This window comes from Sphingobium sp. JAI105, from assembly GCF_015752145.1.
Taxonomy (GTDB): Bacteria; Pseudomonadota; Alphaproteobacteria; order Sphingomonadales; family Sphingomonadaceae; genus Sphingobium; species Sphingobium xenophagum.
In genome coordinates, this window is the sequence record NZ_JADOUC010000001.1 from 397957 (window position 1) to 421274 (window position 23318).

A 23318-nucleotide genomic window follows, 5' to 3' on the forward strand; every position below is an offset into this window, starting at 1 on the left:
GGACGATCACCAGCGGTAACGCAGCGTCGCGAATACCGTGCGGCGGGAGCCGTAATAGCAGGTGTTGATATTCTGGCAGCCTGTTACATAGGTTTTATCCAGAAGGTTGCGTGCGTTGACCGAGATATCAAAACCGTAGAGCTGGCTCGTCAGAGCGCCCAGGTCGACAGCGGCCAACGCATCGACCACTGCGAAATCGGGAACGCGGAAGCTGTTATCCGCAGCACCCCATGTCTTCCCGAAATATCGCACGCCGGCCCCGAGCCGCAGCCCGTTTCTCATAGCGTAATCCGCCCAGAGCGAGGCATTATGAGCTGGCTGATAAACCGGTGTCTTGCCCACGAGCCCGTCATTGGAGCGGGTAGTCTCGGAATCAACATAGGCATAGGCCGCGGTCAGACTGAGACCGTTCACCAACGTCGCCTTGGCCTCGACTTCAAAGCCCTTGGATGTGACTTCTCCGGTCTGAACCTGGGCATTGGGATTGACTGCGATATGATCCTCATCTGGATCGGCAGTAAGGACATTGCGCTGACGCAAGTGATAGGCGCTCGCCGTCAGCGAAAAATGGTCGTCCGGTGTATATTTAAAGCCAGCTTCGAACTGGCGGCCGGTGGTCGGCTGGAAAGGATCGCCGAAGAAATCAGTGCCCGCGACGGGTTGGAAGGATTCGGTGTAACTGGCGTAGGGTGAAAGACCATTATCGAACGCGTAGAGCAGACCGGCCCGCCACGTGAAGGCGTTGTTTTTCTGTATGTCGGTTGTCGAATAGAGGCGATCATAGGTTCGCGTCCGCGCCCAATCTTGTCGTCCGCCGATGACGAGACGCAGACCGCCCAGAGAAATCTGGTCCTGCAGATAGAGACCATATTGATGCTGAGTCTGCCGCTGGTCGAGAAAAAGGTCGGGTGTGCCGATCTGCTGACCGTAGACCGGGTTCGTGAGGTCGAGTGTCGGCGCGGTACCGAAACTGTCCTGCCGATCTATCGTCTGGCCCTGATAGTCGAAGCCGGTCAGAATATGATGGGCTATCGCGCCGGTCGAAAAGGTCGTCTCAAACCGATTGTCGCTGGTCCAGGCGTCGAGCGTTTCCGCTGCGCGATAGGACATGCGGTTCATTGTTTTCAGATCTGCCTGCAGACGCTGAAATACGATCACGTCATAGTCGCCGTTCACGCGCATGTACCGGCCGGATGAACTGAACTTCAATGCGTCGCTGAACCTGTGGGACAGATTGTATGAGAGACTCATTTGCTCCCGCTCATGGCGGCTGAAGTCAGGGTCGCCGACATCGAAGCTGGTCGAGATCTTGCCGTATGGGCTGGGTAACACCGTGCCGTAGGCGGGGAGCTTGTAATAGGCGCCCGATTCCGGGTCGTGGAGATATTCGCCGCGAAGGAGAATTTCCGTGCGATCATCATTTCGCCAGGCCAGCGCTGGAGCGATGAGCAGACGCCGTTCGCGGAAATGATCGACCTGCACATCGGCGGTCCGGGCGAGAGCGGTCAGGCGGTAGCTGAACCCGCTGTCTTCACCGAGCGGACCGGTGACATCGATGGCTCCCTGAAACCGATCGCGATTGCCTGCCTGAAGCTGGATCTCGCCCGAGGCGACGGGCTGGGGTCTCCGGGTGATGTAATTTGCGATTCCGCCCGGAGCCGCTTGTCCGTAGAGAACCGAAGCCGGGCCCTTCAGGATTTCAACGCGTTCAAGCGCGAAGGAGTCAATTTGCGGGACCGCCCAGACCCCCTGAAGCAGGCGTGTACCATCCACATATTGATCGACTGCAAAGCCGCGCGAGAAGATATAGTCGGCGCGCTGGTCGGCGCCGTTGCGATCAACCTGTACCCCAGCGGTGTAGAGCAGCGCCTGAGGTATTGTTTGTGCGCCCTGGGCATCGATCTGGTCGCGCGTCACAATGGTGATCGACTGCGGGGTTTCATTTACCGGCGTGTCAGTCTTGGTCGCGGTAGCCGTACGAGGGGCGACAAAGCCGGGGACAGGGTCCCACGCCGATGCCCGTCCCGGGGCTGCCATGCCGCTCTCACCGCTAACCCGCACAGGTCCCAATTCTATGGCGCTGCCCTGTGCACGGGGCGCTTCGATCAGTGTGAAGCTGGAGCTATCGAGCATCCGGAACGTCAGGCCTGTACCTGTAAGCAGGCGCGACAGCGCTTCGGGTGCAGACATTTTGCCTTCTGCGCCATTTGAGCGGGTATTTGGGAGGGTGCCGTCATAGACGAGGCTCATGCCCGATATTCGAGTGAACGCGTCGAGGGCAGAGGGCAATGATTGCGGCGCTATGTCATATTGCGCGACGCCTGATTGAGCATGGGCTGCCATCGGAACGAGCATTGTGGCAACCGCAGCGGGCAGGCCCAACGCAGCGCGTAAGGCAATTGTAGAAACGGCATTGAAACAGGTCTTGGATCGCATGATTCCCCCGGTCTTTGGTGGCGAGCACAGCGGCTCTTGCAGGGGAAGACGACGCGGTCAGGCGTTTGTCAGGCAGCTAATGCGAATTATTTTCAGATTTCACGGATGGAGCGGATGATGGTGAGTAACGGAGTGATTTCTGTCACTTCGACCGGGAGGACGTGAGCCAGGCGTGCGAGTTCGCTCGTCACATCATCTGTATCGACCATCAACGTTACGGAGCGGTGAGCCAGGTCCTTACCGATAAGGATCGTCTTGCCGGCTCTCCATCTGTCGAGTTCCGCAATCACTTCTCCGAGTGGACGGGATAGAAAGACCAATCGGCCCGAACGCCAGGCCAGAGCGGTAGATTGAAGAGTCGCGGGCACGCCGATGCCGCGATCATCATAATGAAGACTCATTCCTTCTTCGAGCGTGCGCGTCTCTCCGGCTGCCGCAACTTTGACCGCGTGCTGCACGGCCGAAACTGTTGCTCCTCGATCCCTGCAGGCCACGCTGAAGACCGTCCCTAATGCAGTGGTGCGACCGCCGGCGGCCTCCACGGTGAAGGGGCGTTTCTGTGGGTCGGTTGCGACCGAGAAGCAGGCTTCGCCGTCGAGCAATCGAACTAGCCTGCGGGATTTATCGAATTCAAACGACACGGCGGTGGCCGTTGACATTTCAATCGTCGATCCGTCCGCCAGGGTGATGTTGCGCCGCTCGCCGTGTCCCGTCCTCGCATCTGCGAACGGATGGGGACCGAAAGCCAGTCTGGAACCTGCGAACAGCACACCGCCAGTCACCACCGCTGCGCTTACCCCGCGCAACAGGCCGCGGCGATCCAGCCTTCTTTCCCTCAGACGATCTTCTCGGAGCCCGGGCATTGCGCCGGTTGCGGTCCAGATCGCCTGAAGGCGGGCGAAGGCTGAGGCGTTACGCTCGTCGGCACGACACCACTGGTCGAACGCGTCCAGGGTGTTCTCATCTACCTCTTCGTCATTCAGACGCAGAAACCAGCGCGTCGCTTCTGCATTCTCTGGCGGGAGAGCCTTCAAAGGATCGGTGTTTTCAACCATGATATCCTCTCTCAGGGGGCCTTGTGAGGATAGACGGCAGCAAAGGGCAAATGTCAGGCATCGGGATCATATCGATCTTCAGCAGCGAGTTGCAGGGCTAGGAGCGCGCGCATCATGTAATCGTGGACGGTTTGACGCTTTAGCCCCAACCGCCGCCCGATTTCGGCAAAGCCGAGACCTTCGAGCCGATGCATTCTGAAGACCTGTCGGGGGCGCTCCGGCATTGCGGCCAATAGAGCGTCGATCCGCCGGAGCTCTTCCCTGTTAAGCGCAGCAGCTTCCGGATTTTCCCTTTCGTCCGCGATGTGATCCATCGCGTCGGGGTCGGCGACGAACTCTGCTGCCCTTGCAGCTTTTCGGCGATGATCAATGATCAGGTTGCGGGCAATGCGAAACAGCCACGCTCTGACATTTCGAACCGGACCATCGGTGTAGGCGGAGGCCCTTACCCAGACATCTTGCGCAAGGTCTTCGGCGTCGCCCTTGTGCGCCACTCTTGAAGCGACATGCCGAAGTAACGGCCGCTGAAATTCGCGAGCCCAGCTGTCTATGTCCTTGGGAGGGGTATGACGCATAGGCCGGTCTTAGCGAACAACATAAAATGATAATAGTTCGTAATAGCAAAAATCATGAGCCAAGGTGCCTTTCGGCGGTCACTAGTAGCCCAGGGATCTTCTCTTCTGCGTTTTCCTCATGCGTGACGGGAAGGCACGACAACAGCCGGAGCCCAGCTCTTTCGGCTGCGATCTTCACATATTCCGAGCCGTGGGCAAAACAGCCGGCATCCGCCAATGATGGATGGTGCGCGAGACCAAATCCGCCTTGGGCGATCGGATCGTAGGAATAGAGGCTGCAAACGAACAGCGCATCCTCGGCAAGCGCGTTTCGGACTGCCTTGAGTACGGGCAGCAGGTCGCCGAAATGGATGAGCGTCCCGGCGCTCGCGATGGCTTGATAGCGTGCGCCGCTGTGCAGCAGGAACTCCAGCAGATCGCCTTCAAATAACGTGTCGTAGCATCTCTTTGCCGCCGCGCGGGCCAGCATGGCCGGGGACATGTCGATGCCGTCGAGTTGATCCGTCTGGTCTCGCAGCCGCATCCCGAGCAGGCCAGTGCCGCACCCCAGATCCAAGATGCTTGCCGAGGGTTTCGCCATGATCTGTTGCAGCCGATCGCCGACCTGGTCGCACGCGAGATAGCCTGGCATGTCGTCCCAGGTGGCAGCCTTCTTGGCGTAGAGACGCTCGATTTGACCCACCGATGCTCGAGGGGGTAGCGGTGCCAGGCCGATACGAGCCAATCTCATCGCTGCGCCAAACCGATCGGTAGGATCGAGCGAGAGGTAGATGCCTAGGTGACGGGCCGCGGAAGCTTGATCGCCCGTGTCGATGAGTATTTCTCCGAGCGCGAAACGCGCGTCGACATGTTCGGGAGTCAGGCGGACGATAGCTGCAAATTGATCCAGCGCCTGTTTCAATCGCCCGAGTTCGCCCAGAGTAGTGCCCAGATTGTAGCGCGCGGAAAGATAGTCGGGCCTGCGTTCGATCGCCGCCTCAAAGGCTCGAACCGCCGCCTCTCGCTTGCCGAGGTTTCTGAGGGCAATGCCGAGATTATTATACGTTGCTGTATCTTCCGGTGCGAGCGCAACGACCAAACGAAATTGTGCCGCAGCCCTATCCCAATCGCCTTTCTGCAATAGGGACAGCCCGAGAAGCCGGACCGTTTCCACCGACAATCCGTGCTCGGTATTCTGGCCGAGAGGTTCGCGCTTGGGATGAGCTGTCATCACGTCTGCAGCGTCGCAATCCAGTGCTGCGTGAAAGTTGCGCGCTCATCGGGCGATGCAAGGGGGAGGGGGACGAGAGTGTATCCCAGTTGCTGATAGACACGCGCCATCACGTCATGGGTCGCCACCGCCTCGTCCCAGTCCTGCTTGCGCTCGGTATCCTGGGCGTAGATCTCGGCCCAGGGCGGCGCGATGAAGACATGCCGATTGTACCGGTTGCTCTCCGCCGCGCGTGTGAGGTCGCCGGGTATGCTCAGCCCGCACAATATGCGGTAGCCGATGATGTCGGGAATGCCTCGGTCGAAGAACAAGACGCCCTCTTTCGTCCGTGCCTCCTCATAGGAGCTGAGGTCATGCGTAAGCATCCGCTCGGCAAAGGCGTCGCGGTCATCCCATGGTAGAGGGGTTCCGCCGGCGGCCACCTCGTCGCGGATCACCGCTCGTCCGGCCTCGGGCATATGCGGCAAGCCTTGTTCGGCCAGCGCCGCGAGGAGCGTGCTTTTGCCAGATCCCGGTCCGCCGGTTACGACGAAGAAGCGATCCATCCCGTCCCTCAACTTTCACGTGCATGCGCGAAAGTGAGAACCAGCGTGTCCCGCCATGCCGGGGCGCCCGGTATCGCGGACTCGATCGGCGTCGTGCCGTGGCGGACGGTACGATCATCCAGCAGCAGTCCTTCGCCGGGACGGGTTAGCTGGTGTTCGAGGATGCAAGCGCCAAATGCATCCTCTACGCGACTTTCACCGCCGGCGTAATCGCTGCCGCCGACAAGCAGGATCAACACCCAGTCGCGCCCGTCATGATGCATCCCCTCCGGCGTGGGGAGGCCGGGCTGTCCCGACAGCGCTTCGATGCGAAATTGATGCGCTTCGACCGCCCAGGAGTTCGGACCTTGTGGGCTTGTATTCGCGATCAGGGTGGCGGTGCCCAGCACCAGCGCCTGAAACAGCGGCGATCCGGTTTGCTCTTCGGCCATCGGCGCGAACCAGCGCTCGATGCCGCCATTCAAGGGATTGTGATCGCGCTCCTGGTAATGCGCGCGATGCGGCAGGCGCGTGCATTTGACGCCTGCCACCTCAAAGGCGGCATAGCGTCTGCGGCGATAGGTGCCGCCGTCGGCCATCCATGTGTCGCGCGGCAGATTATCCCAACTCCGCGCAAATGCTGTCCATTCGGAGCTGTCAGGATCAACCAGCTTGCCGGGCGGCAAGGGCAGGGTGGGCGGCGTGGCGATGCAGTCCCCGGAGGCGGTGGCAAGCTGCCCGGTCATGTCTCGCCGTCCCAGTAGCCGACCGCATCGGCATAGCGTCCGACATGGTCCACCGACCGGCTCGCCTTGTCACCGCCGGGCGCGGCGCCTGCCATAACCGCGAACTTGCCGCTGTCGGGATAGTCGATCACGTCGGGCTCGTTCATCGTGCTGATGGCGAGATAGCGCAGGTCTGTATCGCCGGTGTTGATGATCTGGTGCGCACTTGCCGCGCCGCTGGCCGGACACAGAGCGACATCGCCTGCCCGCAGTGCATGCTCGCCATCGGAATAGCGCAGGCGGCCGCTGCCGGAGAGGACCACGAACAGTTCCTCATTCGCGTGGTGGCCGTGGAACGGCCACGCCCGTTTGCCCGGCGGCACCACGACCAGCCTTCCGCCCAGCATGTGCGCACCCAGCGGCGAAGCGAAGGACGCCATACGCGCTTCGTAGAGTTCGCCGTGCGCCTGTGTTTGCAGGTCAAGGGTATCGAGATGAAGAACGGGCGGTGTGATAACGGTCATGATTGAACCAATACAATGTTTGATTTGATCGACTCATGATTTGATACAATGATGAGGCCCAAGGAGCAACCAGATGAACACAAAGACCCCGGCCGACTTCTATTTCGATCCCGTCTCGCCCTTCGCCTTCCTGATGTGGAAGCGTCTTCGTGAAGACGATTTCGGGCTGGAGATACGTCCGGTCCCGGTGCTGCTGGGGGCGCTGCTTAATCACTGGGGCCTGATCGGCCCGGCGGAAGTGCCGCCCAAGCGGGCACAGACCTATCGTATGTGCCAATGGCTAGCCGACAGGAACGGTATCGCGCTGCGCTTTCCCGATACGCATCCGTTTCGTTCGGTCGAGGCCCTGCGACTGCTGATTGCGCTCGATGCCCGCGCAAATGCCGTCGATGCCGTGTTCGAGGCGGTTTTTACGCAAGGCCGGGATCTGACCGATGCCGCCGAACTGGAGAGGCTTGGCGGCGAACTCGGCCTCTCCAACGTGCAGGACAGGATCGCAAGCGCGGATGTAAAGGACGGGCTCCGAGTCAACACCGAGACGGCGATCGCGCGCGGCGTGTTTGGCGTGCCCAGTCTCGCGATCGGGGAGGAACTATTCTGGGGCTTCGATACGCTGGACATGGTGCGCGATTATCTGGCCGATCCCAAAATGTTCCAGACGGCTGAGATGCAACGACTCGGCACTCTCGACTATGGCGTGCCCCGGAAAGCAGGATCATGAGCGAGGCCAATGACCCGCTTCTGCTCGAGCGCGTTCGCGAGAGCTTCTCGCGTCAGAGCTTCATGGGGTTGATCGGGGCTGAGGTGATCCACGCCAGCCATGGCAAGGTGGTTCTCGATCTGCCGTTCCGGGCTGATCTTTGCCAGCAGAACGGCTTCCTTCATGGCGGCGTGGTTGGTGCGATTGCCGACGTGGCGGGCGGCTATGCGGCCTATTCGGTCTTCGGGGATGGCGAGGATGTCCTGACGGTCGAATACAAGCTCAATCTTATCCGCCCGGCGGCGGGAGAACGCCTGCGCGCCACGGGCGAGGTGCTGCGCGCCGGCCGCGCGCTGACAGTCTGCGATCTCAAGGTCCATGCGATACGCGAGGGAGAGGAGGTCCTGTGTGCGTCCGGCCAGCAGACACTCATGCGCATGGAAGCGGCACGGCCATGACACTTCCAATCCTTTTGCTTCCCGGCATAGGCGGTTCGGGACCGGACCATTGGCAAAGCCATTGGGGGCGGACCGATCCCGATATGACCCGCTTCGCACCGTCCCATTGGGACCGGCCGGAACTTGCCGACTGGTGCGAGGCGCTGGATCGGGTGGTGGAGGCCCTGGACCGCCCGCCTATCCTGGTCGCGCATAGCCTGGCCTGCCTGCTGGTGGCGCATTGGGCGGCCGCGCGCGGAACTCCGGTAGCCGGCGCGATGCTGGTCGCCGTGCCCGACCCCGCTGGACCGGCGTTTCCGGATGAAGCGCGGTCCTTCGCGCAAGTGCCGGCGCAGCCCCTGCCATTTCCCAGCCTGATTGTCGCCAGCGCGAACGATCCTTACGGGACGGTCGATTACAGCAAACGGCGCGCCGGACAGTGGGGCTCGCGGCTGATCGCGCTGGGTCCGCTCGGCCATATCAACGCGGGCAGCAATCTGGGCGATTGGCCGGAGGGCCGGGATATCCTCGCGTCCTTCCGCGCCGAAATCGAAAGGAAAAGGGCATGACCATCTGGACTGCGCTTGCCGGGTTCACGCTGGCCGCCGGGCTTCTCGTCATCACTCCCGGCCTCGACATGGCACTGGTCCTGCGCACACTCGCCGTCGAGGGCGTGCGTCAGGCTCTCGCGGCGGCGGCAGGCGTGGTCGCAGGCGTTCTTGCCTGGGGGCTGATTGTGGCGCTGGGGCTTGGCGCGCTGCTCGCGCTGTCAGGCACGCTCTACACCATCCTGCAATATGCAGGCGCCGCCTATTTGCTATGGCTGGGGCTGGGCATGGTTCGTGCGGCTCTCAAGTCGGGTGCGCCCTCCGATGCAGCAAGTCCGGCATTGCCATGTGTTCCATCACGATCGGGCAACTGGTTCATGAAGGGCCTGCTCACCAATCTGCTCAATCCCAAGATGGGCGTCTTCTATGTGAGCTTCCTGCCGCAGTTCATCCCGGCGGGAGCATCGGTAATGGGCTTCAGCCTGTTGCTGGCGGCGCTCCATGCCACGCTCGGCATGGCCTGGTTCGCGCTCTTGATCCTTGGCAGCCGTCCGCTGCGGCACTGGTTCGCGCAAGGGGCCGTAGCGCGCTGGCTCGATGGCCTGACCGGCGGCGTGCTCATCGCGCTGGGCCTGCGCATCGCCTTCCATCCGGCGCAGCGATAGCGCCATTTCCATATCGAGAGAGACATGCAAATAGCCGTTCTGACTTTCGACGGGTTCAACGAACTGGATTCGTTTATCGCGTCGACGATCCTCAATCGCCTCAGGCCGCTGGGCTGGAATGCCTGGATCACGTCGCCTGCGGACGAAGTGACGTCGATGAACGGTGTCACGATCCGCCATCAGCGTCCCCTCGAATTTGCGGAAGAAGCAGACGCCGTCCTGATCGGCAGCGGTATCCGCACGCGCGACGTGGCTCGCGATGACGCGCTGTTGGCGCGACTTCGGCTCGACCCAGAGCGCCAGTTGATCGGTGCGCAGTGCTCAGGCACCCTGCTGCTGGCGAAGCTCGGTTTGATTGGCGATCTGCCTGCCTGCACCGATCTGACGACAAAGCCATGGGTCATTGAGGCGGGCGTGAACGTGATCGACGCGCCATTCGTCGCGCATGGCAATGTCGCGACAGCGGGCGGCTGCCTGGCCTCGCATTATCTCGCGGCCTGGATGATCGCGCGCGGTGGTTCAGTGGAGCAGGCGCGCGAAGCGATCCACTATGTCGCGCCGGTCGGCGAAAAGGACATGTACGTCGAACGGGCGATGGCTGTCATTGCGCCGTCTTTGGCCGAGGCGGCTGCACCCGCCTGATCCGTCGCCTCAATCGCTTCCCGACCGTTCGATCACCATAATGCGCGCTTCGCCAAGGGGGTGGGCGACATGTTCATCGCCCGGTTCGGCGTGAAAGATGTCCCCTGTTTCAAGATGCAGAACCTGTTCGCCGCCAGCGGTCCGGACATGCATGTCGACACGCCCGTCAAGGACAGCGAAGACTTCCGGGCCATCGTTGATGTGCCAGCGGTAGGGCTGGTCGGTCCAGTGCAGCCGCACCGTCGCGTTGTCGATCCTCTCGATCGACAGCGCGTCCCAGGCTGATCTGCCGGTGAAGTCGCGGGCGCGGATAACCTGCATTTCTATCCTCTTGCTCACCGCTGTTGTGACGGAGATTTGGGATCAGTTACCAGGCGACGTTTCCTGCGCGCTGTAGAAGCTCTCGCCTTCGACCTGCCGGTCGTCCACGAAGCGCATCGTTTCGAGCGCCCGCCTGGCCTTGCCGTTGCGCCGGGCGACATAGTGGACGCCGAGCACCTGGCGTTCGATATCGCAGACGGCAGCGATCAGGGCAAAATGCAGTTCAGACGAAGCCTCCAGCGCCTTTGACCAATAGGCGCGCAAACTGGCCTTGCCTTCGATGATCGGAGATCCCGTCAGTTCCGCGGCCAATGGGCTGATGAAGCGCGCGTCTTCGGCAAAGTGCGCCAGAATGGCGTCGAGATCGCGCGCGTTCCAGTTGGCGATCCAGTTCGCCGCAAACATCTCCATGTCTTCCCGGTTCATTGCATTGTCCTTCAGATCAGAAACAGCAGGGCAGTGAGCGCGGTCATAACCGCCATCACGCGCACGAAGACGATCATGCCCTTGCGGCTTTCGAGCAGTTCGCGGGCCCCCGCGCCCATCGCCGCCCAGGTTGCGATGGAAGGCAGGCCGACCAGCACGAAGGCTGCGACGATAACGCCGAGCTGCAGGGCGAGCGGTCGGCCGGGCACAGTGAAGCTGGCGATGGCGGGCATGGTGATCGCCCAGGCCTTGGGATTGACGAATTGGAAGGCCGCCGCCTGAAAGAAAGTCAGCGGATGCGCGCCCTCGCGGCGTTCGACGCCTTCCGATTGCCACAGCTTGACCGCCAGCCAGGCGAGATAGACAGCACCGAAGATCCGCATTGCCCAGCGCAGCACCGGCCACGCTTCGAACAGCGCCCCCAGACCCAGCCCACTGAGGACCAGCATGAGGGCGCAACCGAAATTGATCCCGAAGATGTGCGGGATGGTCCGGCGGAATCCGAACACCAGCCCCGACGAGGCGAGCATGATGTTGTTGGGGCCGGGCGTGGCGGTGCAGACGAAACTGTACAGCGCAAGCGGGGCAAGCAGACTCGTATCCATGATGTTCTCCTGCGACGCTGGATGATCATCATTGAACTATGAGTCAAATGTGATATTGAACCGGTTCAATATAGCGCAAGGATCGTAATGAAGGACTGGCAGCCGGATATCTCGAAGGGCAGTGCGCCGGTGTACGAGCGTCTCGTGTCCGCACTGGAGAGCGATGTGCGAGATGGTCGTCTTGCACCCGGCGACCGTTTGCCACCGCAGCGCGATCTGGCGCACCGCCTGTCCCTGAGTGTGGGCACGGTCAGCCGGGCCTATGTCGAGGCGGAGCGGCGGGGGTTCATTTCCAGCCATGTAGGCCGGGGATCGTTCGTCGCCGACCGGGCAAGACCGCATGCCGCACCACATGACACCGGCCCGCTCGACATGGCGCATAATGTGCCGCCGCTCGATCCTGCCGAGCGCTGGATCGGGGAGGGGCTGTCCCGCGTGCGCCAGCGCGCGGATCTTGGCACAGCGGTGAATTATGCGCCGCCCGAAGGCCTGGCTTCGATCCGCGAGGCCGGGGCATCCTGGCTCAAGCGCCGTCATGGCGTGATGCGCGCGACGGCGGATCAGGTTATTCAGTGCAACGGCGGGCAGCATGGCCTTGCACTTGCCTTCGCGGCGCTGGCGCGGCCCGGCGATACGATTCTGTGCGAAGCCGCGACCTATCCCGGCATCCGGACACTGGCCGACCACGCGGGTTACCGTCTGCGGGGCGTTGCCATGGATGCGCGCGGCATCGATCCCGAAGCGCTTGCCCGCTGTGCCCGCGAAACTGGCGCCAGTGTGCTGGTCATAATCCCGACCCTGCAGAACCCGACCACGATCAGCCTCGATGCCGCGCGCCGCGCTGACATCATTGAGGTCGCCCGTGCGCATGATCTGATGATCGTCGAGGACGATGCCTATCGCGTCTTCGCCGATGCCGGGGCGGCGGACTGCTTTGCGGATCTCGCGCCGGAACGAACGTTGATGGTCGCGGGCGTTTCCAAGGCGGTCGCGCCCGGCCTGCGGCTCGGTTTCCTGTTGCCGCCTGATAATGAAGATATTCGCGATCGGCTGCTCCTGGGCATCCGGGCCTTTGGCTACAGCCCACCCTCGCTGGGTGGTCTTGTCTTCAGCCAGTGGGAACAGGACGGAACGGCTGACAGGATCGCCGACGATGTGATCGTGGAAAGCGAGGCGAGGACGCAGCTGGCGTCGTCGATCCTCGGCAAGGCGATGGCAGTGCCGGGGGCGGGGCGCAGCCTCCACGTCTGGATGCCGATGCCGATGCTCGATGCCGAACGGCTGAGCGCCCGCGCCTTGCGCGCCTCCATCGCGCTGACGCCGCCTGACGGGCCGATTGTCGATGCCCTGGCACCCTCTGGGATTCGCCTGTGCCTTGGCGGCCTGCGCTCGCGCGACGCTCTTGAACAGGCGCTTCGCGATATCGCTGCTATGCTGACGACTGCCGGGGGCAGCGCCGCACGCGGCCTGGTCTGACATGCGAGGCCAGCCATGCACATGAAGCGATCCCCGGCGAGTGGTACGGATCTCTGGTCTTACGCCACGCTCTGCATCGTGATCCTGTTCTGGTCGGGCAACTTCATTGTCGGGCGAGCGGTGAACGGTGTCATTCCGCCATTCACGCTGGCGCTGGTCAGGTGGAGTGGCGCGCTTGCGATCCTTTTGCCTTTTGCCTGGCGGCATTTGCGCGCCGATCGGCAACGACTCCTGTCGCACTGGAAGGCGGTCCTGCTGCTTGGCCTGACGGGCGTTGCGGCCTTCAATGCCTTCATCTATTCGGGCCTGCAATTCACCACGGCCAGTAACGGGCTTTTGCTGCAGGCGGCGATCCCGGCGCTCGTCCTCCTGTTCAATCGCCTCTTTTTCGGTGACCGGGCGTCGGCTTTGCAGATCGTCGGCGTGACCCTCTCCATGCTGGGCGTGGCGGTCATCGTGCTGCGCGGCGACCTTGCGGCGCTAGCGCGGCTGACTCTCAATTTCGGGGATTTTCTCGTACTGTGCGGGGTCGTCTGCTGGGCGCTTTACACCGCGTTCCTGCGCCTTCGTCCTGATTGTCATCCAGCTAGTTTCCTGACGGCGACATTCGTTATCGGCGCGGCAGCGATGGCTCCGTTCGCCGCGATGGAAGTGGCTGGCGGGGCCAGCATCCCGCTGCGTGCCGATGTGCTGGGCGCCTTTGCCTACGTTGCTCTCTTCCCGTCCCTGGTCGCCTATGTGCTTTATAATGCGGCTGTGAAAAATCTCGGAGCGGCACCCGCAGGCCAGATGATTACACTGATGCCCTTGTTCGGAGCCGGTCTCGCCGCCCTGCTGTTGGGCGAGGCTCTTTTCCGGTTTCACATCATCGGAATGGTGCTGATCCTCGGCGGCATCGTGCTGGGCGCGGTCGGCGTGCAGCGCCAACTGCGGCGGATTGATGATTTTGGCTCGACTGTGTCACGCGGCCGAACCAGCTGAGTACGCATGTAATGTGGAATTACCGGCGGGTTGGAGCGATTGAGCTGGCGTCATGCACAGGAAATGCTCTGCCGGATTTGCGCCTCCATTTTCACGAGACTGCCCAGTTCTGTCTGGTACAGAGCGGGAAGCGCCGGGCGGAAACCCGCTACGGGATCGTCGAAGTGACCGCAGGCGAATGGCTCTACCTTCCCGCCGGTCTGCCGCATCGCTTTACCGATAGCGCAAGCACCGAAGGGCGTTGCCTGAATGTCTATGCGCACCTTGACCTGGGCACCTATCCCCGTTGCCTTCCCATCGAGAGGCTTCGGCCATTGATGCAATCACTGGCCTTGTCAGGATTCTCGCTGGCCGGATCAGAGCGGTATGGCACGCAAAGCACCGGGCCCGAAAATGGTCCACTCCCAATACAGGCGCTGGCACGCGCGGCGGGGGTCTCGCGCGAGCATTTCAGCCGGACCTTTGTGCAGCATCATGTTCTCCCCCCGCATCGCCATCGCATCATGTGCCGCCTCAACGGTGCGCGCCAGGCGATCGCTCGGGGACATTCGCTGGCAGATGTCGCCGCCCGGTTCGACTTTGCCGATCAGAGCCACCTTGGTCGCCTGTTCCGCCAGACCTTCGGGACGACGCCGGGAGCCTACCGCAAAGGCTGCTGCTGATCACAAACATTCCAGACTTGCCCGCACCTCTGGTTCAGGCTCGCGGGCATGATCGACTGGACAACAGCAATACTGTTCCTTGCAGGCATGGTCGGCGGGATCGTCAACGCCGTGGCCGGCGGCGCGACCCTGATCACCTTTCCGGCTCTGCTGGCTACAGGACTACCTCCCGTAGCGGCCAATATCGCCAATGCCATCGCCGTGTCGCCGGGGCATCTGCTGGCGGTGCTTGCGGATCGACGGAGCCTGCCGGTCCTTGACCGTCACCTTTACCTGCTACTCCTGCTTTCTGCCGCCGGAGGCCTGGCTGGCGCGGGTCTTTTGCTCATTATTCCTGACCGCCTTTTCACCATGCCGATTCCTGCACTGATCGCAGGCGCAACGCTGCTGTTCGCGCTGGCGCCGCGCATTGCGAGGACGGCGGACAGCAGGGAAAGCAGGCACCATGGCGCAAAGCGGCGGGAAGCAGGGCTGCTGGCGTTGACGGCAATCTATGGCGGGTTCTTTGGCGCAGGCCTTGGCATCATCCTGACGGCGATCCTCAGCCTGTCCGAACCGCATGACATACGCCGCATCAAGGCTGTCAAGAATCTCCTCGCGAGTACCGTCGCAATTGCAGCGAATCTGTTCTTTCTGCTGCGCGGGGCCGTGCACTGGCCATCGGCGTTCCCCATGCTTCTCGGCGCCATCGCCGGGGGATACGCAGGTGGCCATCTGGTCCGCGTCTTGCCTGCTAATGTCGTGAGGGGCGTCGTCCTGACGGCGGGGTCGGCGATGTCCATCGCCTACGCATTTAAATATTGGATCTGAAGCGAGGTGTTCGAGACGTTCAATTCGGACGTATTTATCGCCAAAGAAGGTGTTTTTACCGGTCTTTTACGGCATTTGTCCCGTTTATCGGTGAGACAATAGGTTGCCGTTTCTGTGATGACTCCCAAGCATCCAGGGATGACTTTGCAAAAGAGCGACTTGGGGCAAGTGCCCGCGATCGGGGCACTCGCCGGACCGACCATCCTGAACCAAGGTCGGTAGGGAGAGGATCCATGAACGGAAACATTCCGTCGGGCGCGAATGCGTCCGAATGGCGCGACCGTGCGCGCTACGATCGCCTGACAGGCTTCGATCAGGCCACATGGGCATGGGAATGTCTGCGCCGTGCCATCGGCAAGGATTGCCAGCTGTTTCGCGAGGCCGGTGGGCTGCTGCTGCGCGCCGAGCCACCCATTTGTCTGCTGACTGGAGACCTGTGCGACTGGACCGGTACGGAACCCTTACCTCTAGCCATCTTCAAGGATTGTGCGGATTTCGCCGGTCACGTCTTCTGGCGTGCCGCGCATCACCCGCCAGTCCTGGTCGTGCGCGCCCATCCTTCAGATGCGGACAAGGCGGGAAGCGAGCCGTTCGACCTTGTTCGCCTGCCTTACCCGGCGGTGGTCCTTCAGGTGCCGGGCCGGGGCGAATATGTGCTGATCGCCGAAGGCACGCGCTGTATCCGTATGAAGATCTGCAGCGGAACGGTCCTTTCCGGGCCGGTGTCGCTGGAGTTTCTCGTTGCCGGCGACCACGCCTTCGAGATCCGCATATTGTCGCTGCGCCGTCTCGCGGCGTTCCATCGCCTTGGCCGCTTCCCGCGCAGCCTGTTCCCGCCCGAGCGGCGCGCGCGGCGCTGGGCGCGTGCGCTCCAGGCTTGGGATGGACGCAAGGCCGGGGCCAGCCACCGGGAGATCGCATCGGTTCTTTATGGCCACAAAGCCGTTCGGCACGACTGGTACGGTCCTTCCGACTACCAGCGAACCCATGTCAGGCGCTTATTGCAGACCGCAGATGGTATGATCCGGGGTGGATGGCGCAAGCTGTTGTGGTGATCGGTTGGAGTATTGCTCCCTATTCATGGCGTCTCGCCCGCTGGGCGGGCGACCGCGCTCTATGGCGCCTTGCTGACGCTGGGGCGCCACCGGGCCGGCGATGCCGTCACGGCCAGAGGTGACGATCGCTGACGCATGCCGGGGCCGCATGCGGCCCCGGTCTGTAGGCGGCGCGCGCAGGCTGCGCGCCGGCGCTGCTTTTGGGCAGTCCCTCTGGGCGTGCCGGGTGGTCGGCGCTTCCTCCTAGGCCCGCCGCGGCCGGCGGCAAGCCTGGCGCTTGCGCTTGGCTGCTCCACTTCGTTTTGCCCCTGCGCCCACCCCGTCGCGTGCCCGCGCCGGGGGCCCGGGCTTGGGTTCCGCCCGCCGCTTCGCGCGGGCCTTTCCGGTCGCTTCTGCCGCCCACCCGCCACGCCCGGCGGGAACTGCGGCGGGTTTTGGCCAGTGAAGGAGGCAGATCATGGGAGTTTCCCGCAAGCGCCGTGCAGGCGGCGAGGTCCGCAACAAGGATCGTCAGAAAGCAGCGCAGACGCGCGTCAGCCTTTACGACGAGGTGACCGCGAAGATCATCGCACAGCTGGAAGCCGGACGCTTCCCATGGGTTCAGCCTTGGGATTCCAGCCGGTGCGGTGGGCCGGGCCTTCCCGTTAATGCGCTCACCGCAAGGGCCTATTCGGGCATCAATGTGCTGCTGCTCTGGGGCGCGGCGATCAGCGCGGGCTATCCCTCGCAAAACTGGCTTACCTTCCGGCAGGCGCTGCAGGCAGGCGGGGCCGTGCGCAAGGGCGAGAAGGGTGTGACCGTGGTCTATGCCGACCGCTTCATTCCCGAAGCGGAGAAGGCGCGCGCCCATGAGAGTGGAGACGACGCCCGCGCGGTGCCGTTCCTGAAACGCTTTACCGTCTTCAATGTCGCGCAGTGCGAAGGCCTGCGCGAGGGGCTGGTCACGCAGAACGCACCTTTCCCCGAGCGTGAAATCATCCCTCATGCCGAGGCCCTGATCGCGGCAACGGGTGCTGATTTCCGCATCGGCGGCGCGCAGGCCTATTATTCGCCCGGCGGCGATTATGTCGCGGTGCCGCCGCAACCCGCCTTTCGCGATCAGGTGAATTTCTACCGCACCGCCTTTCATGAACTCTCGCACTGGAGCGGGGCAGGGCACCGGCTCGGTCGCGACCTGTCCGGCCGGTTCGGCTCCAAAGCCTATGCGCGCGAGGAATTGTGCGCCGAGATTTCCGCCGCGTTCATCTGCGCGACCTTGGGGATCGCACCGACCGTGCGGCACGCCGATTATGTCGGATCTTGGCTCGACGTACTGCGCGAAGACAATCGCGCGATCTTCCGCGCGGCAGGGCAGGCGAGCAAGGCAGCGGACTATATTCTTGGCCACGGCGAGGCCATGACCGGCGGCGAGCAGGGGAGGCAGGCGGCATGATTCTGCTCCCCGACGATCTTCGCCGCCGCTTGCTGGCACAGGGCGAGGCGCGCGGTGCCCGACAGGTGCCGCTGCTCAAACTCTTCAATCCAGTGGGCGCGGCCACGTGGCTGGCCTCGGAACTCGATGCCGATGGCGACATGCTGTTCGGGCTTGCCGACCTTGGTTTCGGATGCCCGGAACTCGGTTCGTTCAGTCTCGCCGAGATCGAAGCCTTGCGGCTTCCCTATGGGTGCCGGATCGAGCGTGACCTCACTTTTTCCGCCCGCTTCCCGCTCGTTGTCTATGCCGAAGCCGCAAGGCGGCAGGGCCGTATCGTCGAGCGCGAATGCTGGCTGTGCGAGGCCGCCATTTCGCTTGGCTTCGACCCCACGCAATTCCGGGCAAACCCGCACGGATGAGCCGCGCCGCTCTTGAAGGCGCTTATCCCGGCTGCACCCGCGAGCCCTTGCAAGACGCAGCGGATGCAGCCGGTCCACCCCCAAGAAAAGGAGTGAATTCTCATGCAACTGGCAAATATCGATCTTGGCAAGCTCTTCGTCAGCAAGACCAATATGCGGCACGGGACAAAGCCCCCTGACGTGTCCGACATTCTCGCCACGGTGAAGGCGCGCGGCGTTATCGTGCCGCTCATCGTGCGGGCGGGCGAAGACGAAGGCAGGCCCGGCATGTTCGCCATCGTCGCCGGAGCGCGGCGTTTCCATGCCGCGACACTTGCGGTCAAGGAAAGCGGGGAGGCCGACGCGCTCCCATGCGCGGTCATGGAAGCAGGCGACGATGCCGCCGCGCTCGAAGCCTCGCTGATCGAGAATATTGCCCGTCTTGATCCCGACGAGGTGGCGCAATGGGAAAGCTTTACCCGCTTGATCCAGAAAGAAGGGCGCAGCGTCGAACAGATCGCCCAGACCTTCGGGCTGACCGATCTTCATGTCCGCCGCGTTCTGGCACTCGGCAATCTGTTGCCCCGCATCCGCACTCTCTATCGCGAAGGTGAGATCAACGCCGCCAGCATCCGCCACCTGACGCTCGCCACCAAGGCGCAGCAAAAGGCATGGCTGGCGCTGTTCGACAGTGAGGACGATTATTGCCCGACCGGGCACCAGCTCAAGTCATGGTTGTTCGGCGGCGTGTCGATTTCCACAAAACACGCCCTGTTCCCGCTTGAAACCTACAAGGGGCGGATCATTGCCGACCTGTTCGGGGAGGATGGCGTATTCGCCGATAGCGACCAGTTCTGGCGCGCGCAGAGTGCCGCCATTGCAGCGAAGCGCGACGCCTTTCTGGCCGAGGGCTGGGGCGAGGTTGAGGTGATGGAGCCGGGGCAATATCCCCATTCATGGGAATATGAGCGCACGCCCAGAGACAAGGGCGGCAAGGTCTTCATCAGCATCAGCCATCAGGGTGAAGTGGAGTGCCATGAAGGCTGGCTGTCGGGCCGGGAAGCGAAGAAAGCCCGCGCGCTCGAAGCGCAAGACGGCAGGACCGAAGCCGACCGGCAGGCGGCGCGCGACCAGCGCAGCGAGACGACCGGTCCCATGCAGACCTATATCGATCTGCACCGCCACGCCGTCGCGCGGGCCATACTGACCGATCATCCCGCCATCGCGCTGCGGCTCATGGTAGCCCATGTCATCGCCGGTTCGCCGCTCTGGAATGTGCGGGTGGAGGACCAGCATGTCCGCAATGAAGCCATTGCCGAAAGCGTCGAAACCAGCGCGGCGGAAACGCTGTTCGACGAGAAACGCCGCATGGTTCTGGCTCTGCTGGATTTCCCGCCCGACGCGCCCAATGTAACCGGAAGCGGCGACGATCTCGCAGCAATCTTCGCGCGGCTCATCAGTCTTGGCGATCATGACGTGATGGCGATCCTCGCCGTGGTTATGGGCGAGACGATGCAGGCGGGCAGCGCCATCGTCGAAGCGGTCGGCAGCTATCTGAAGGTGGATATGGCGCGCTTCTGGACGCCGGACGACGCACTGTTCGATCTCATCCGCGACCGGCAGGTGGCCAATGCGCTGCTGCGCGAAGTGGCGGGCAAGGGAATCGCGGACGGCAATGTCGCGGAAAAGGTGAAGACGCAAAAGGCGATCATCCGCGATTGCCTGCACGGTGCCAATGGCCGTCAACCGGTTGAGGGCTGGGTGCCCAAATGGCTGCGTTTCCCGGCCAGCAGCTATACGGTCAGGCCATTTGCGACACTGGCGAAATGGAAGCAGGTCGAGCCGCTCATCAAAGACCTGCCGCTGCCGATAACGCAGATCGATCCTTACGCCATAGCAGCGGAATGACCGGCAAGGGGGCAGCGCATCGCTGCCCCCGATTTCGTTGCTGCGACCGCTGGAAAAATTGCCGCCCGCGCATCCTTCGGATTGCGCGCGGGCGGCATGTCTTTTGTCCGGCAGGGCTTTGCCCTATCGCCAGGGCACGGGGAGGGCCTATGCCGAAAAGTGAAGAATTCCGCATCGAACTGGAGCGTCAGATCGCGCGGGCCGAGGCACGCGGCCTTGCTTTTCTCGAAGTGATTTCCGGCGAACTGCATCGCAATGTCGGTGGCTATCCCGGCCCCGATCACCGCATGCCCGCCTGCTGTTCGGTGATGCGCGCGGCCATGCGCGGCGGCGATCAGATCGTCCATGCGCCGCCATCTGGGCAGGGCGCGACCTTGCGTATTCGCTACCAGCTTCCGCGCTAGGCGGTGAGTCCGCACGTGCCGTTCGCGCTGCCACTTGACGACCATCCCGGCGCTGCAGGTGCTTTCCGGCGTGGCATTGTCCGGGCGCCGGCCAGGACGGAATCCGAGTATTCGCGATCCATACGCACAGGTTTCAGGCTCATGTTCGGGAACAACCCGCGCAGGAAGGGTGGTGCCCTTCATGCTGTTTGGGCCGGACGCGACCCCGGCTGCCTCATCGACCTATGGGCGCGGGCCAAGGCCGCGCAACCGGGCTGGCCTGCCTATTTTCCCCGCCGCGTAAACGCGGCTCCTCGCGCCCGCTTCGCTCCAAAATAGCCCGGCCAGTCTGGTCCTTCGCTGCGCTGCGGCCCTTTGGGTGCGGCCCTTCTCCCGCGCCCATCACGGTCCCGGCATCGCCGGGGATCGGCTCCGGCGAACAGATGAAGGAGCATTCCATGTCCACTCTCGGTATCGTTTCCCGCAACCCCGAAACCAACGAAATGCGTGGGTCAATCGCGCTGCTCGGACGCCGCAATCCGGTCGGCATCGAGATCGTCCCCAACCCCGCCAAGGCGCATGAACGCCAGCCCGACTTCCGCATCTTCAGCGGCGCCAACGAGCTGGGCGCGGGCTGGGTCAAGACCTCGCGCGAGACCGGCAAGCCCTATATCTCGCTGCGCATCTTCCATCCGCAGATCGCGCAATGGCCGATCTACGCCAATCTCGGCCGCGCTGCCGGCCAGGACGATGACGATGTGCTGGCGGTGATCGTCAACGAAGCCGCCTGATCGCCCCGCGAGGCTCCGTGTCCCCACCGGCGCGGAGCCTTCGCTGTCCGGCGAGGGGGTCGAAAAGCGATGCACGCGGAATCGACCCTGCCGGGCGCTGCGCCGCGCCCGCATTTTCCTGCCTCATCGCGGGCGGTCCCGATCCGTCCGCCTGGGTTAGGAAAGGATCGCTTATATGGATGACGACGTTTTCGACCGGGCCGGAAAGGCCCGCAAGGGCAGCCCGTTTCTGAACGCCAAGCAGGCCGCACATTATCTCGGCATGCAGGCCAAGACGCTGGCCAATATGCGCTGGCGGGGCGAGGGGCCGCGCTACCGGCGGCATGGCGGCCGCGTCAATTATCATATCGACGACCTCGACGACTGGTCCCGCCGCACCCTCGCTGGTCTGCACTCCGGGGCTTCCGGAAAGGAGGCGGGCGATGCGTAAGCCGCGTGTATCCCGCCTGCCACGCCCCGCGCCTGCGCCCTTGCTCGAATGGGACCCGCCTCTCGCGCGCCAGCTGCGCGCCCGGCGCCGTCCGGTGCTGGCAGCGAGCATGATCGGCCTTGCCCTCCTGGGACTGGCGACTGTGCTCGATTTTGCCATCCGCCCCGCGCCGCGTCTGGTCTGGAACGCTTCGGCGAGCGCTCCGGTCGGGCTCTGGCGCATCGATCCCCATGCGCGGCTTCAGACCGGCGACATGGTGCTGGCAAGGACACCGCGCAGCGTCCGGACGATGGCCGCGAAGCGTCGCTACCTGCCTGCCAACGTGCCCCTGCTCAAGCGCATCGCGGCCGAAAGCGGCGATGACGTCTGTGCGTTGGGGCGCAATATTTTCATCAACGGCTCATGGGTTGCCGCTCGCCGCAGCGCAGACACACGGGGCCGTCCGCTCCCATGGTGGAACGGTTGCGAGCGGCTCCGTGGCGGCCGGGTTCTGCTGCTCATGGATGCGCCGGATTCCTTCGACGGGCGCTATTTTGGGCCGGTCGATGAGGATGCGCTGATCGGAAAGGCGAGGCCGCTATGGCTGCGCTGATCCACCTAGCCGCGCCGCTTATGGCGGTCCTCGTCATGCCGTGCGGCAGCCTGGCACAAACGCCGGAACCGGTCCTGGAAATCACTCCGGCAGTGGAGCGCTGGCGGCCGATCATTGCCGAAGCCTCGCAGCGTTTTGCCATACCGCAAGCCTGGATTGCCGCCGTCATGCAGGCGGAAAGTGCCGGACTGACGCATTGGAAGGGCCGCCCGATCACCAGTCCTGCAGGCGCGATGGGGCTGATGCAGCTTATGCCCGGCACCTGGGACGCGATGCGCCGCCGCCATGGTCTTGGCCCCGACCCACACGATCCGCGCGACAATATCATGGCCGGAACCGCCTATCTTCGCGCGATGTATGAGCGCTTCGGCTATCCCGGCCTGTTTGCGGCCTATAATGCAGGCCCCGGCCGTTATGCCGAGCATTTGCGTTCGCGAAGGTCGCTTCCGGGCGAGACGCGGGCCTATATCGCGCAGCTTGCAAGGAGTCCTGCAACGCCGGAAATGCCGCCTGCCATGCTGTCGGGAACGCGGTTGTTTTTTGCTATGGAAGGGGCGGGAAAGACAATTGAATCTTCGCCTACGCCGCCCGCTTCGGAACCGGCCAACCCGATTTTCGTGCCTCTGAACATGTCCTGGGAGCACCGAAAGTGAGCGCGTGGCCATGCGGGGAGGGAGTGATATCCGCTCGAACCTGCCCAGTATCCGGCAGGGAGCAGACCGCCTCAAGGACGACGGTTCCCCCAATTTTGCTGACGCAAAATCGGCTCCCCCATCGCCGCTCGCGCGGCCGCTCCGCGGTCCCTGACCCGGCCTGCTCCCTGCCGGAAACCGCCCCTGTCTTTACGAGATCAGGAGGCGATCATGGAACTTCAGCAGCATATCGAAGAGCTTCGGGCCGAACTTGCGTGGAACGACGATCCTGCGGAGATCGCGCAGATCAAGGCCGAACTGGAGGCCGCCCTGAGGGAGCTGGAGCAGCATCCGAATGGCCTCTGATCGGAGCTCGGGAACAGCGCGGTTCAG

General features: G+C 63.1%; 29 protein-coding genes. 19 read left to right on the forward strand and 10 right to left on the reverse strand.

Annotated elements, in window-relative coordinates; all coding sequences use genetic code 11:
• Positions 1-6: 6 nt before the first annotated feature.
• The 7 genes from IWY39_RS01740 to IWY39_RS01770 all read right to left on the reverse strand — a co-directional run bounded on the left by IWY39_RS01740 (position 7) and on the right by IWY39_RS01770 (position 7049).
• Entirely contained in the window at positions 7-2436 is a 2430-nt protein-coding gene (locus IWY39_RS01740; protein WP_107125550.1) for a TonB-dependent siderophore receptor, read from the reverse strand.
• Positions 2437-2528: 92 nt separating this feature from the next.
• A complete protein-coding gene (locus IWY39_RS01745; RefSeq protein ID WP_107125551.1) occupies positions 2529-3491 on the reverse strand; it encodes a FecR family protein in 963 nt (320 codons plus the stop codon).
• A 53-nt stretch (positions 3492-3544) separates the two neighbouring features.
• The gene (locus IWY39_RS01750; protein ID WP_107125552.1) at positions 3545-4066 is read right to left on the reverse strand and encodes an RNA polymerase sigma factor; all 522 of its coding nucleotides are present in this window, start codon (positions 4064-4066) and stop codon (positions 3545-3547) included.
• A 52-nt stretch (positions 4067-4118) separates the two neighbouring features.
• The gene (locus IWY39_RS01755; RefSeq protein ID WP_107125553.1) at positions 4119-5276 is read right to left on the reverse strand and encodes a tetratricopeptide repeat protein; all 1158 of its coding nucleotides are present in this window, start codon (positions 5274-5276) and stop codon (positions 4119-4121) included.
• Complete coding sequence (locus IWY39_RS01760) at positions 5276-5821, reverse strand: AAA family ATPase (RefSeq protein WP_107125554.1); 546 nt, start codon at positions 5819-5821, stop codon at positions 5276-5278. Before IWY39_RS01760 ends, IWY39_RS01755 begins: the two co-directional genes overlap by 1 nt.
• Before the next feature lie 8 nt (positions 5822-5829).
• On the reverse strand, positions 5830-6546 hold the full coding sequence (locus tag IWY39_RS01765) for a 2OG-Fe dioxygenase family protein (RefSeq protein WP_107125555.1): 717 nt from the start codon (positions 6544-6546) through the stop codon (positions 5830-5832).
• The gene (locus IWY39_RS01770; RefSeq protein ID WP_107125556.1) at positions 6543-7049 is read right to left on the reverse strand and encodes a cupin domain-containing protein; all 507 of its coding nucleotides are present in this window, start codon (positions 7047-7049) and stop codon (positions 6543-6545) included. Before IWY39_RS01770 ends, IWY39_RS01765 begins: the two co-directional genes overlap by 4 nt.
• 73 nt (positions 7050-7122) lie before the next feature.
• On the opposite strand from IWY39_RS01770, the gene IWY39_RS01775 reads away from it, so the two are divergent.
• Genes IWY39_RS01775 through IWY39_RS01795 form a run of 5 tightly spaced genes read left to right on the forward strand, consistent with a single transcriptional unit; the run spans position 7123 to position 10041 of the window.
• Positions 7123-7770 carry a 2-hydroxychromene-2-carboxylate isomerase gene (locus IWY39_RS01775; RefSeq protein WP_107125557.1) on the forward strand — a complete coding sequence of 216 codons (648 nt, stop codon included), beginning with the start codon at positions 7123-7125 and terminating at the stop codon, positions 7768-7770.
• Positions 7767-8207, forward strand: a complete 441-nt coding sequence (locus IWY39_RS01780; protein ID WP_107125558.1) for a PaaI family thioesterase — start codon at positions 7767-7769, stop codon at positions 8205-8207. The genes IWY39_RS01775 and IWY39_RS01780 overlap by 4 nt, the downstream gene beginning before the upstream one ends.
• Positions 8204-8755, forward strand: a complete 552-nt coding sequence (locus tag IWY39_RS01785) for an RBBP9/YdeN family alpha/beta hydrolase (RefSeq protein WP_107125559.1) — start codon at positions 8204-8206, stop codon at positions 8753-8755. The genes IWY39_RS01780 and IWY39_RS01785 overlap by 4 nt, the downstream gene beginning before the upstream one ends.
• A complete protein-coding gene (locus IWY39_RS01790) occupies positions 8752-9399 on the forward strand; it encodes a LysE family translocator (protein ID WP_196871321.1) in 648 nt (215 codons plus the stop codon). The genes IWY39_RS01785 and IWY39_RS01790 overlap by 4 nt, the downstream gene beginning before the upstream one ends.
• A gap of 24 nt (positions 9400-9423) precedes the next feature.
• Positions 9424-10041 (forward strand): DJ-1/PfpI family protein, encoded by a 618-nt coding sequence (locus IWY39_RS01795; RefSeq protein WP_107125561.1) that lies wholly within the window; start codon positions 9424-9426, stop codon positions 10039-10041.
• 9 nt (positions 10042-10050) lie between these two features.
• On the opposite strand, the gene IWY39_RS01800 is transcribed toward IWY39_RS01795, so the two are convergent.
• From IWY39_RS01800 to IWY39_RS01810, 3 genes are read right to left on the reverse strand one after another with little or no spacing between them, the layout of a single operon-like run.
• A complete protein-coding gene (locus IWY39_RS01800; RefSeq protein ID WP_107125562.1) occupies positions 10051-10362 on the reverse strand; it encodes a cupin domain-containing protein in 312 nt (103 codons plus the stop codon).
• A gap of 42 nt (positions 10363-10404) precedes the next feature.
• Complete coding sequence (locus IWY39_RS01805; protein WP_196871322.1) at positions 10405-10788, reverse strand: nuclear transport factor 2 family protein; 384 nt, start codon at positions 10786-10788, stop codon at positions 10405-10407.
• Positions 10789-10799: 11 nt separating this feature from the next.
• On the reverse strand, positions 10800-11393 hold the full coding sequence (locus IWY39_RS01810) for a LysE family translocator (RefSeq protein ID WP_107125563.1): 594 nt from the start codon (positions 11391-11393) through the stop codon (positions 10800-10802).
• Positions 11394-11480: 87 nt separating this feature from the next.
• Here IWY39_RS01810 and IWY39_RS01815 point away from each other — a divergent pair, with 87 nt between their 5' ends.
• The 14 genes from IWY39_RS01815 (at position 11481) to IWY39_RS24270 (ending at position 23291) form a co-directional block, all read left to right on the forward strand.
• Entirely contained in the window at positions 11481-12869 is a 1389-nt protein-coding gene (locus IWY39_RS01815) for an aminotransferase-like domain-containing protein (protein ID WP_107125564.1), read from the forward strand.
• Between the two features lie 21 nt (positions 12870-12890).
• On the forward strand, positions 12891-13850 hold the full coding sequence (locus tag IWY39_RS01820) for a DMT family transporter (protein WP_107125565.1): 960 nt from the start codon (positions 12891-12893) through the stop codon (positions 13848-13850).
• Between the two features lie 77 nt (positions 13851-13927).
• Entirely contained in the window at positions 13928-14512 is a 585-nt protein-coding gene (locus tag IWY39_RS01825) for an AraC family transcriptional regulator (protein ID WP_181316797.1), read from the forward strand.
• Positions 14513-14560: 48 nt separating this feature from the next.
• Positions 14561-15322: a sulfite exporter TauE/SafE family protein gene (locus IWY39_RS01830; RefSeq protein ID WP_107125567.1), complete on the forward strand. Its 762-nt coding sequence runs from the start codon at positions 14561-14563 to the stop codon at positions 15320-15322.
• Positions 15323-15555: 233 nt separating this feature from the next.
• The gene (locus tag IWY39_RS01835; RefSeq protein WP_107125568.1) at positions 15556-16377 is read left to right on the forward strand and encodes a DUF2285 domain-containing protein; all 822 of its coding nucleotides are present in this window, start codon (positions 15556-15558) and stop codon (positions 16375-16377) included.
• 457 nt (positions 16378-16834) lie between these two features.
• On the forward strand, positions 16835-17809 hold the full coding sequence (locus IWY39_RS01840; protein WP_107125569.1) for an ArdC family protein: 975 nt from the start codon (positions 16835-16837) through the stop codon (positions 17807-17809).
• On the forward strand, positions 17806-18210 hold the full coding sequence (locus IWY39_RS01845; RefSeq protein WP_107125570.1) for a DUF2958 domain-containing protein: 405 nt from the start codon (positions 17806-17808) through the stop codon (positions 18208-18210). Before IWY39_RS01840 ends, IWY39_RS01845 begins: the two co-directional genes overlap by 4 nt.
• A gap of 102 nt (positions 18211-18312) precedes the next feature.
• Positions 18313-20097: a ParB/RepB/Spo0J family partition protein gene (locus IWY39_RS01850; protein WP_107125571.1), complete on the forward strand. Its 1785-nt coding sequence runs from the start codon at positions 18313-18315 to the stop codon at positions 20095-20097.
• 149 nt (positions 20098-20246) lie between these two features.
• Positions 20247-20501, forward strand: a complete 255-nt coding sequence (locus IWY39_RS01855; protein ID WP_107125572.1) for an HNH endonuclease — start codon at positions 20247-20249, stop codon at positions 20499-20501.
• Positions 20502-20938: 437 nt separating this feature from the next.
• Entirely contained in the window at positions 20939-21271 is a 333-nt protein-coding gene (locus IWY39_RS01860; RefSeq protein WP_030540676.1) for a DUF736 domain-containing protein, read from the forward strand.
• Positions 21272-21446: 175 nt separating this feature from the next.
• Complete coding sequence (locus IWY39_RS01865; protein WP_107125573.1) at positions 21447-21701, forward strand: helix-turn-helix transcriptional regulator; 255 nt, start codon at positions 21447-21449, stop codon at positions 21699-21701.
• A complete protein-coding gene (locus tag IWY39_RS01870; RefSeq protein WP_107125574.1) occupies positions 21694-22293 on the forward strand; it encodes a S26 family signal peptidase in 600 nt (199 codons plus the stop codon). The genes IWY39_RS01865 and IWY39_RS01870 overlap by 8 nt, the downstream gene beginning before the upstream one ends.
• Positions 22281-22946 carry a lytic transglycosylase domain-containing protein gene (locus tag IWY39_RS01875; RefSeq protein ID WP_107125575.1) on the forward strand — a complete coding sequence of 222 codons (666 nt, stop codon included), beginning with the start codon at positions 22281-22283 and terminating at the stop codon, positions 22944-22946. The genes IWY39_RS01870 and IWY39_RS01875 overlap by 13 nt, the downstream gene beginning before the upstream one ends.
• Before the next feature lie 210 nt (positions 22947-23156).
• Positions 23157-23291, forward strand: a complete 135-nt coding sequence (locus tag IWY39_RS24270) for a hypothetical protein (RefSeq protein ID WP_261376027.1) — start codon at positions 23157-23159, stop codon at positions 23289-23291.
• Positions 23292-23318: the final 27 nt, after the last annotated feature.

What these genes read in the sequence shown, in the direction of transcription:
- IWY39_RS01845 (WP_107125570.1), top strand. Translation starts at nt 17,806, where the DNA reads ATGATTCTGCTCCCCGACGATCTTCGCCGCCGCTTGCTGGCACAGGGC.
- IWY39_RS01875 (WP_107125575.1), top strand. Translation starts at nt 22,281, where the DNA reads ATGGCTGCGCTGATCCACCTAGCCGCGCCGCTTATGGCGGTCCTCGTC.
- IWY39_RS01795 (WP_107125561.1), top strand. Translation starts at nt 9,424, where the DNA reads ATGCAAATAGCCGTTCTGACTTTCGACGGGTTCAACGAACTGGATTCG.
- IWY39_RS01855 (WP_107125572.1), top strand. Translation starts at nt 20,247, where the DNA reads ATGCCGAAAAGTGAAGAATTCCGCATCGAACTGGAGCGTCAGATCGCG.
- IWY39_RS01800 (WP_107125562.1), bottom strand. Translation starts at nt 10,362, where the DNA reads ATGCAGGTTATCCGCGCCCGCGACTTCACCGGCAGATCAGCCTGGGAC.
- IWY39_RS01835 (WP_107125568.1), top strand. Translation starts at nt 15,556, where the DNA reads ATGAACGGAAACATTCCGTCGGGCGCGAATGCGTCCGAATGGCGCGAC.
- IWY39_RS01830 (WP_107125567.1), top strand. Translation starts at nt 14,561, where the DNA reads ATGATCGACTGGACAACAGCAATACTGTTCCTTGCAGGCATGGTCGGC.
- IWY39_RS01765 (WP_107125555.1), bottom strand. Translation starts at nt 6,546, where the DNA reads ATGACCGGGCAGCTTGCCACCGCCTCCGGGGACTGCATCGCCACGCCG.
- IWY39_RS01815 (WP_107125564.1), top strand. Translation starts at nt 11,481, where the DNA reads ATGAAGGACTGGCAGCCGGATATCTCGAAGGGCAGTGCGCCGGTGTAC.
- IWY39_RS01775 (WP_107125557.1), top strand. Translation starts at nt 7,123, where the DNA reads ATGAACACAAAGACCCCGGCCGACTTCTATTTCGATCCCGTCTCGCCC.
- IWY39_RS01745 (WP_107125551.1), bottom strand. Translation starts at nt 3,491, where the DNA reads ATGGTTGAAAACACCGATCCTTTGAAGGCTCTCCCGCCAGAGAATGCA.
- IWY39_RS01810 (WP_107125563.1), bottom strand. Translation starts at nt 11,393, where the DNA reads ATGGATACGAGTCTGCTTGCCCCGCTTGCGCTGTACAGTTTCGTCTGC.
- IWY39_RS01805 (WP_196871322.1), bottom strand. Translation starts at nt 10,788, where the DNA reads ATGAACCGGGAAGACATGGAGATGTTTGCGGCGAACTGGATCGCCAAC.
- IWY39_RS01780 (WP_107125558.1), top strand. Translation starts at nt 7,767, where the DNA reads ATGAGCGAGGCCAATGACCCGCTTCTGCTCGAGCGCGTTCGCGAGAGC.
- IWY39_RS01820 (WP_107125565.1), top strand. Translation starts at nt 12,891, where the DNA reads ATGAAGCGATCCCCGGCGAGTGGTACGGATCTCTGGTCTTACGCCACG.
- IWY39_RS01740 (WP_107125550.1), bottom strand. Translation starts at nt 2,436, where the DNA reads ATGCGATCCAAGACCTGTTTCAATGCCGTTTCTACAATTGCCTTACGC.
- IWY39_RS01770 (WP_107125556.1), bottom strand. Translation starts at nt 7,049, where the DNA reads ATGACCGTTATCACACCGCCCGTTCTTCATCTCGATACCCTTGACCTG.
- IWY39_RS01860 (WP_030540676.1), top strand. Translation starts at nt 20,939, where the DNA reads ATGTCCACTCTCGGTATCGTTTCCCGCAACCCCGAAACCAACGAAATG.
- IWY39_RS24270 (WP_261376027.1), top strand. Translation starts at nt 23,157, where the DNA reads ATGGAACTTCAGCAGCATATCGAAGAGCTTCGGGCCGAACTTGCGTGG.
- IWY39_RS01870 (WP_107125574.1), top strand. Translation starts at nt 21,694, where the DNA reads ATGCGTAAGCCGCGTGTATCCCGCCTGCCACGCCCCGCGCCTGCGCCC.
- IWY39_RS01760 (WP_107125554.1), bottom strand. Translation starts at nt 5,821, where the DNA reads ATGGATCGCTTCTTCGTCGTAACCGGCGGACCGGGATCTGGCAAAAGC.
- IWY39_RS01850 (WP_107125571.1), top strand. Translation starts at nt 18,313, where the DNA reads ATGCAACTGGCAAATATCGATCTTGGCAAGCTCTTCGTCAGCAAGACC.
- IWY39_RS01840 (WP_107125569.1), top strand. Translation starts at nt 16,835, where the DNA reads ATGGGAGTTTCCCGCAAGCGCCGTGCAGGCGGCGAGGTCCGCAACAAG.
- IWY39_RS01785 (WP_107125559.1), top strand. Translation starts at nt 8,204, where the DNA reads ATGACACTTCCAATCCTTTTGCTTCCCGGCATAGGCGGTTCGGGACCG.
- IWY39_RS01865 (WP_107125573.1), top strand. Translation starts at nt 21,447, where the DNA reads ATGGATGACGACGTTTTCGACCGGGCCGGAAAGGCCCGCAAGGGCAGC.
- IWY39_RS01750 (WP_107125552.1), bottom strand. Translation starts at nt 4,066, where the DNA reads ATGCGTCATACCCCTCCCAAGGACATAGACAGCTGGGCTCGCGAATTT.
- IWY39_RS01790 (WP_196871321.1), top strand. Translation starts at nt 8,752, where the DNA reads ATGACCATCTGGACTGCGCTTGCCGGGTTCACGCTGGCCGCCGGGCTT.
- IWY39_RS01755 (WP_107125553.1), bottom strand. Translation starts at nt 5,276, where the DNA reads ATGACAGCTCATCCCAAGCGCGAACCTCTCGGCCAGAATACCGAGCAC.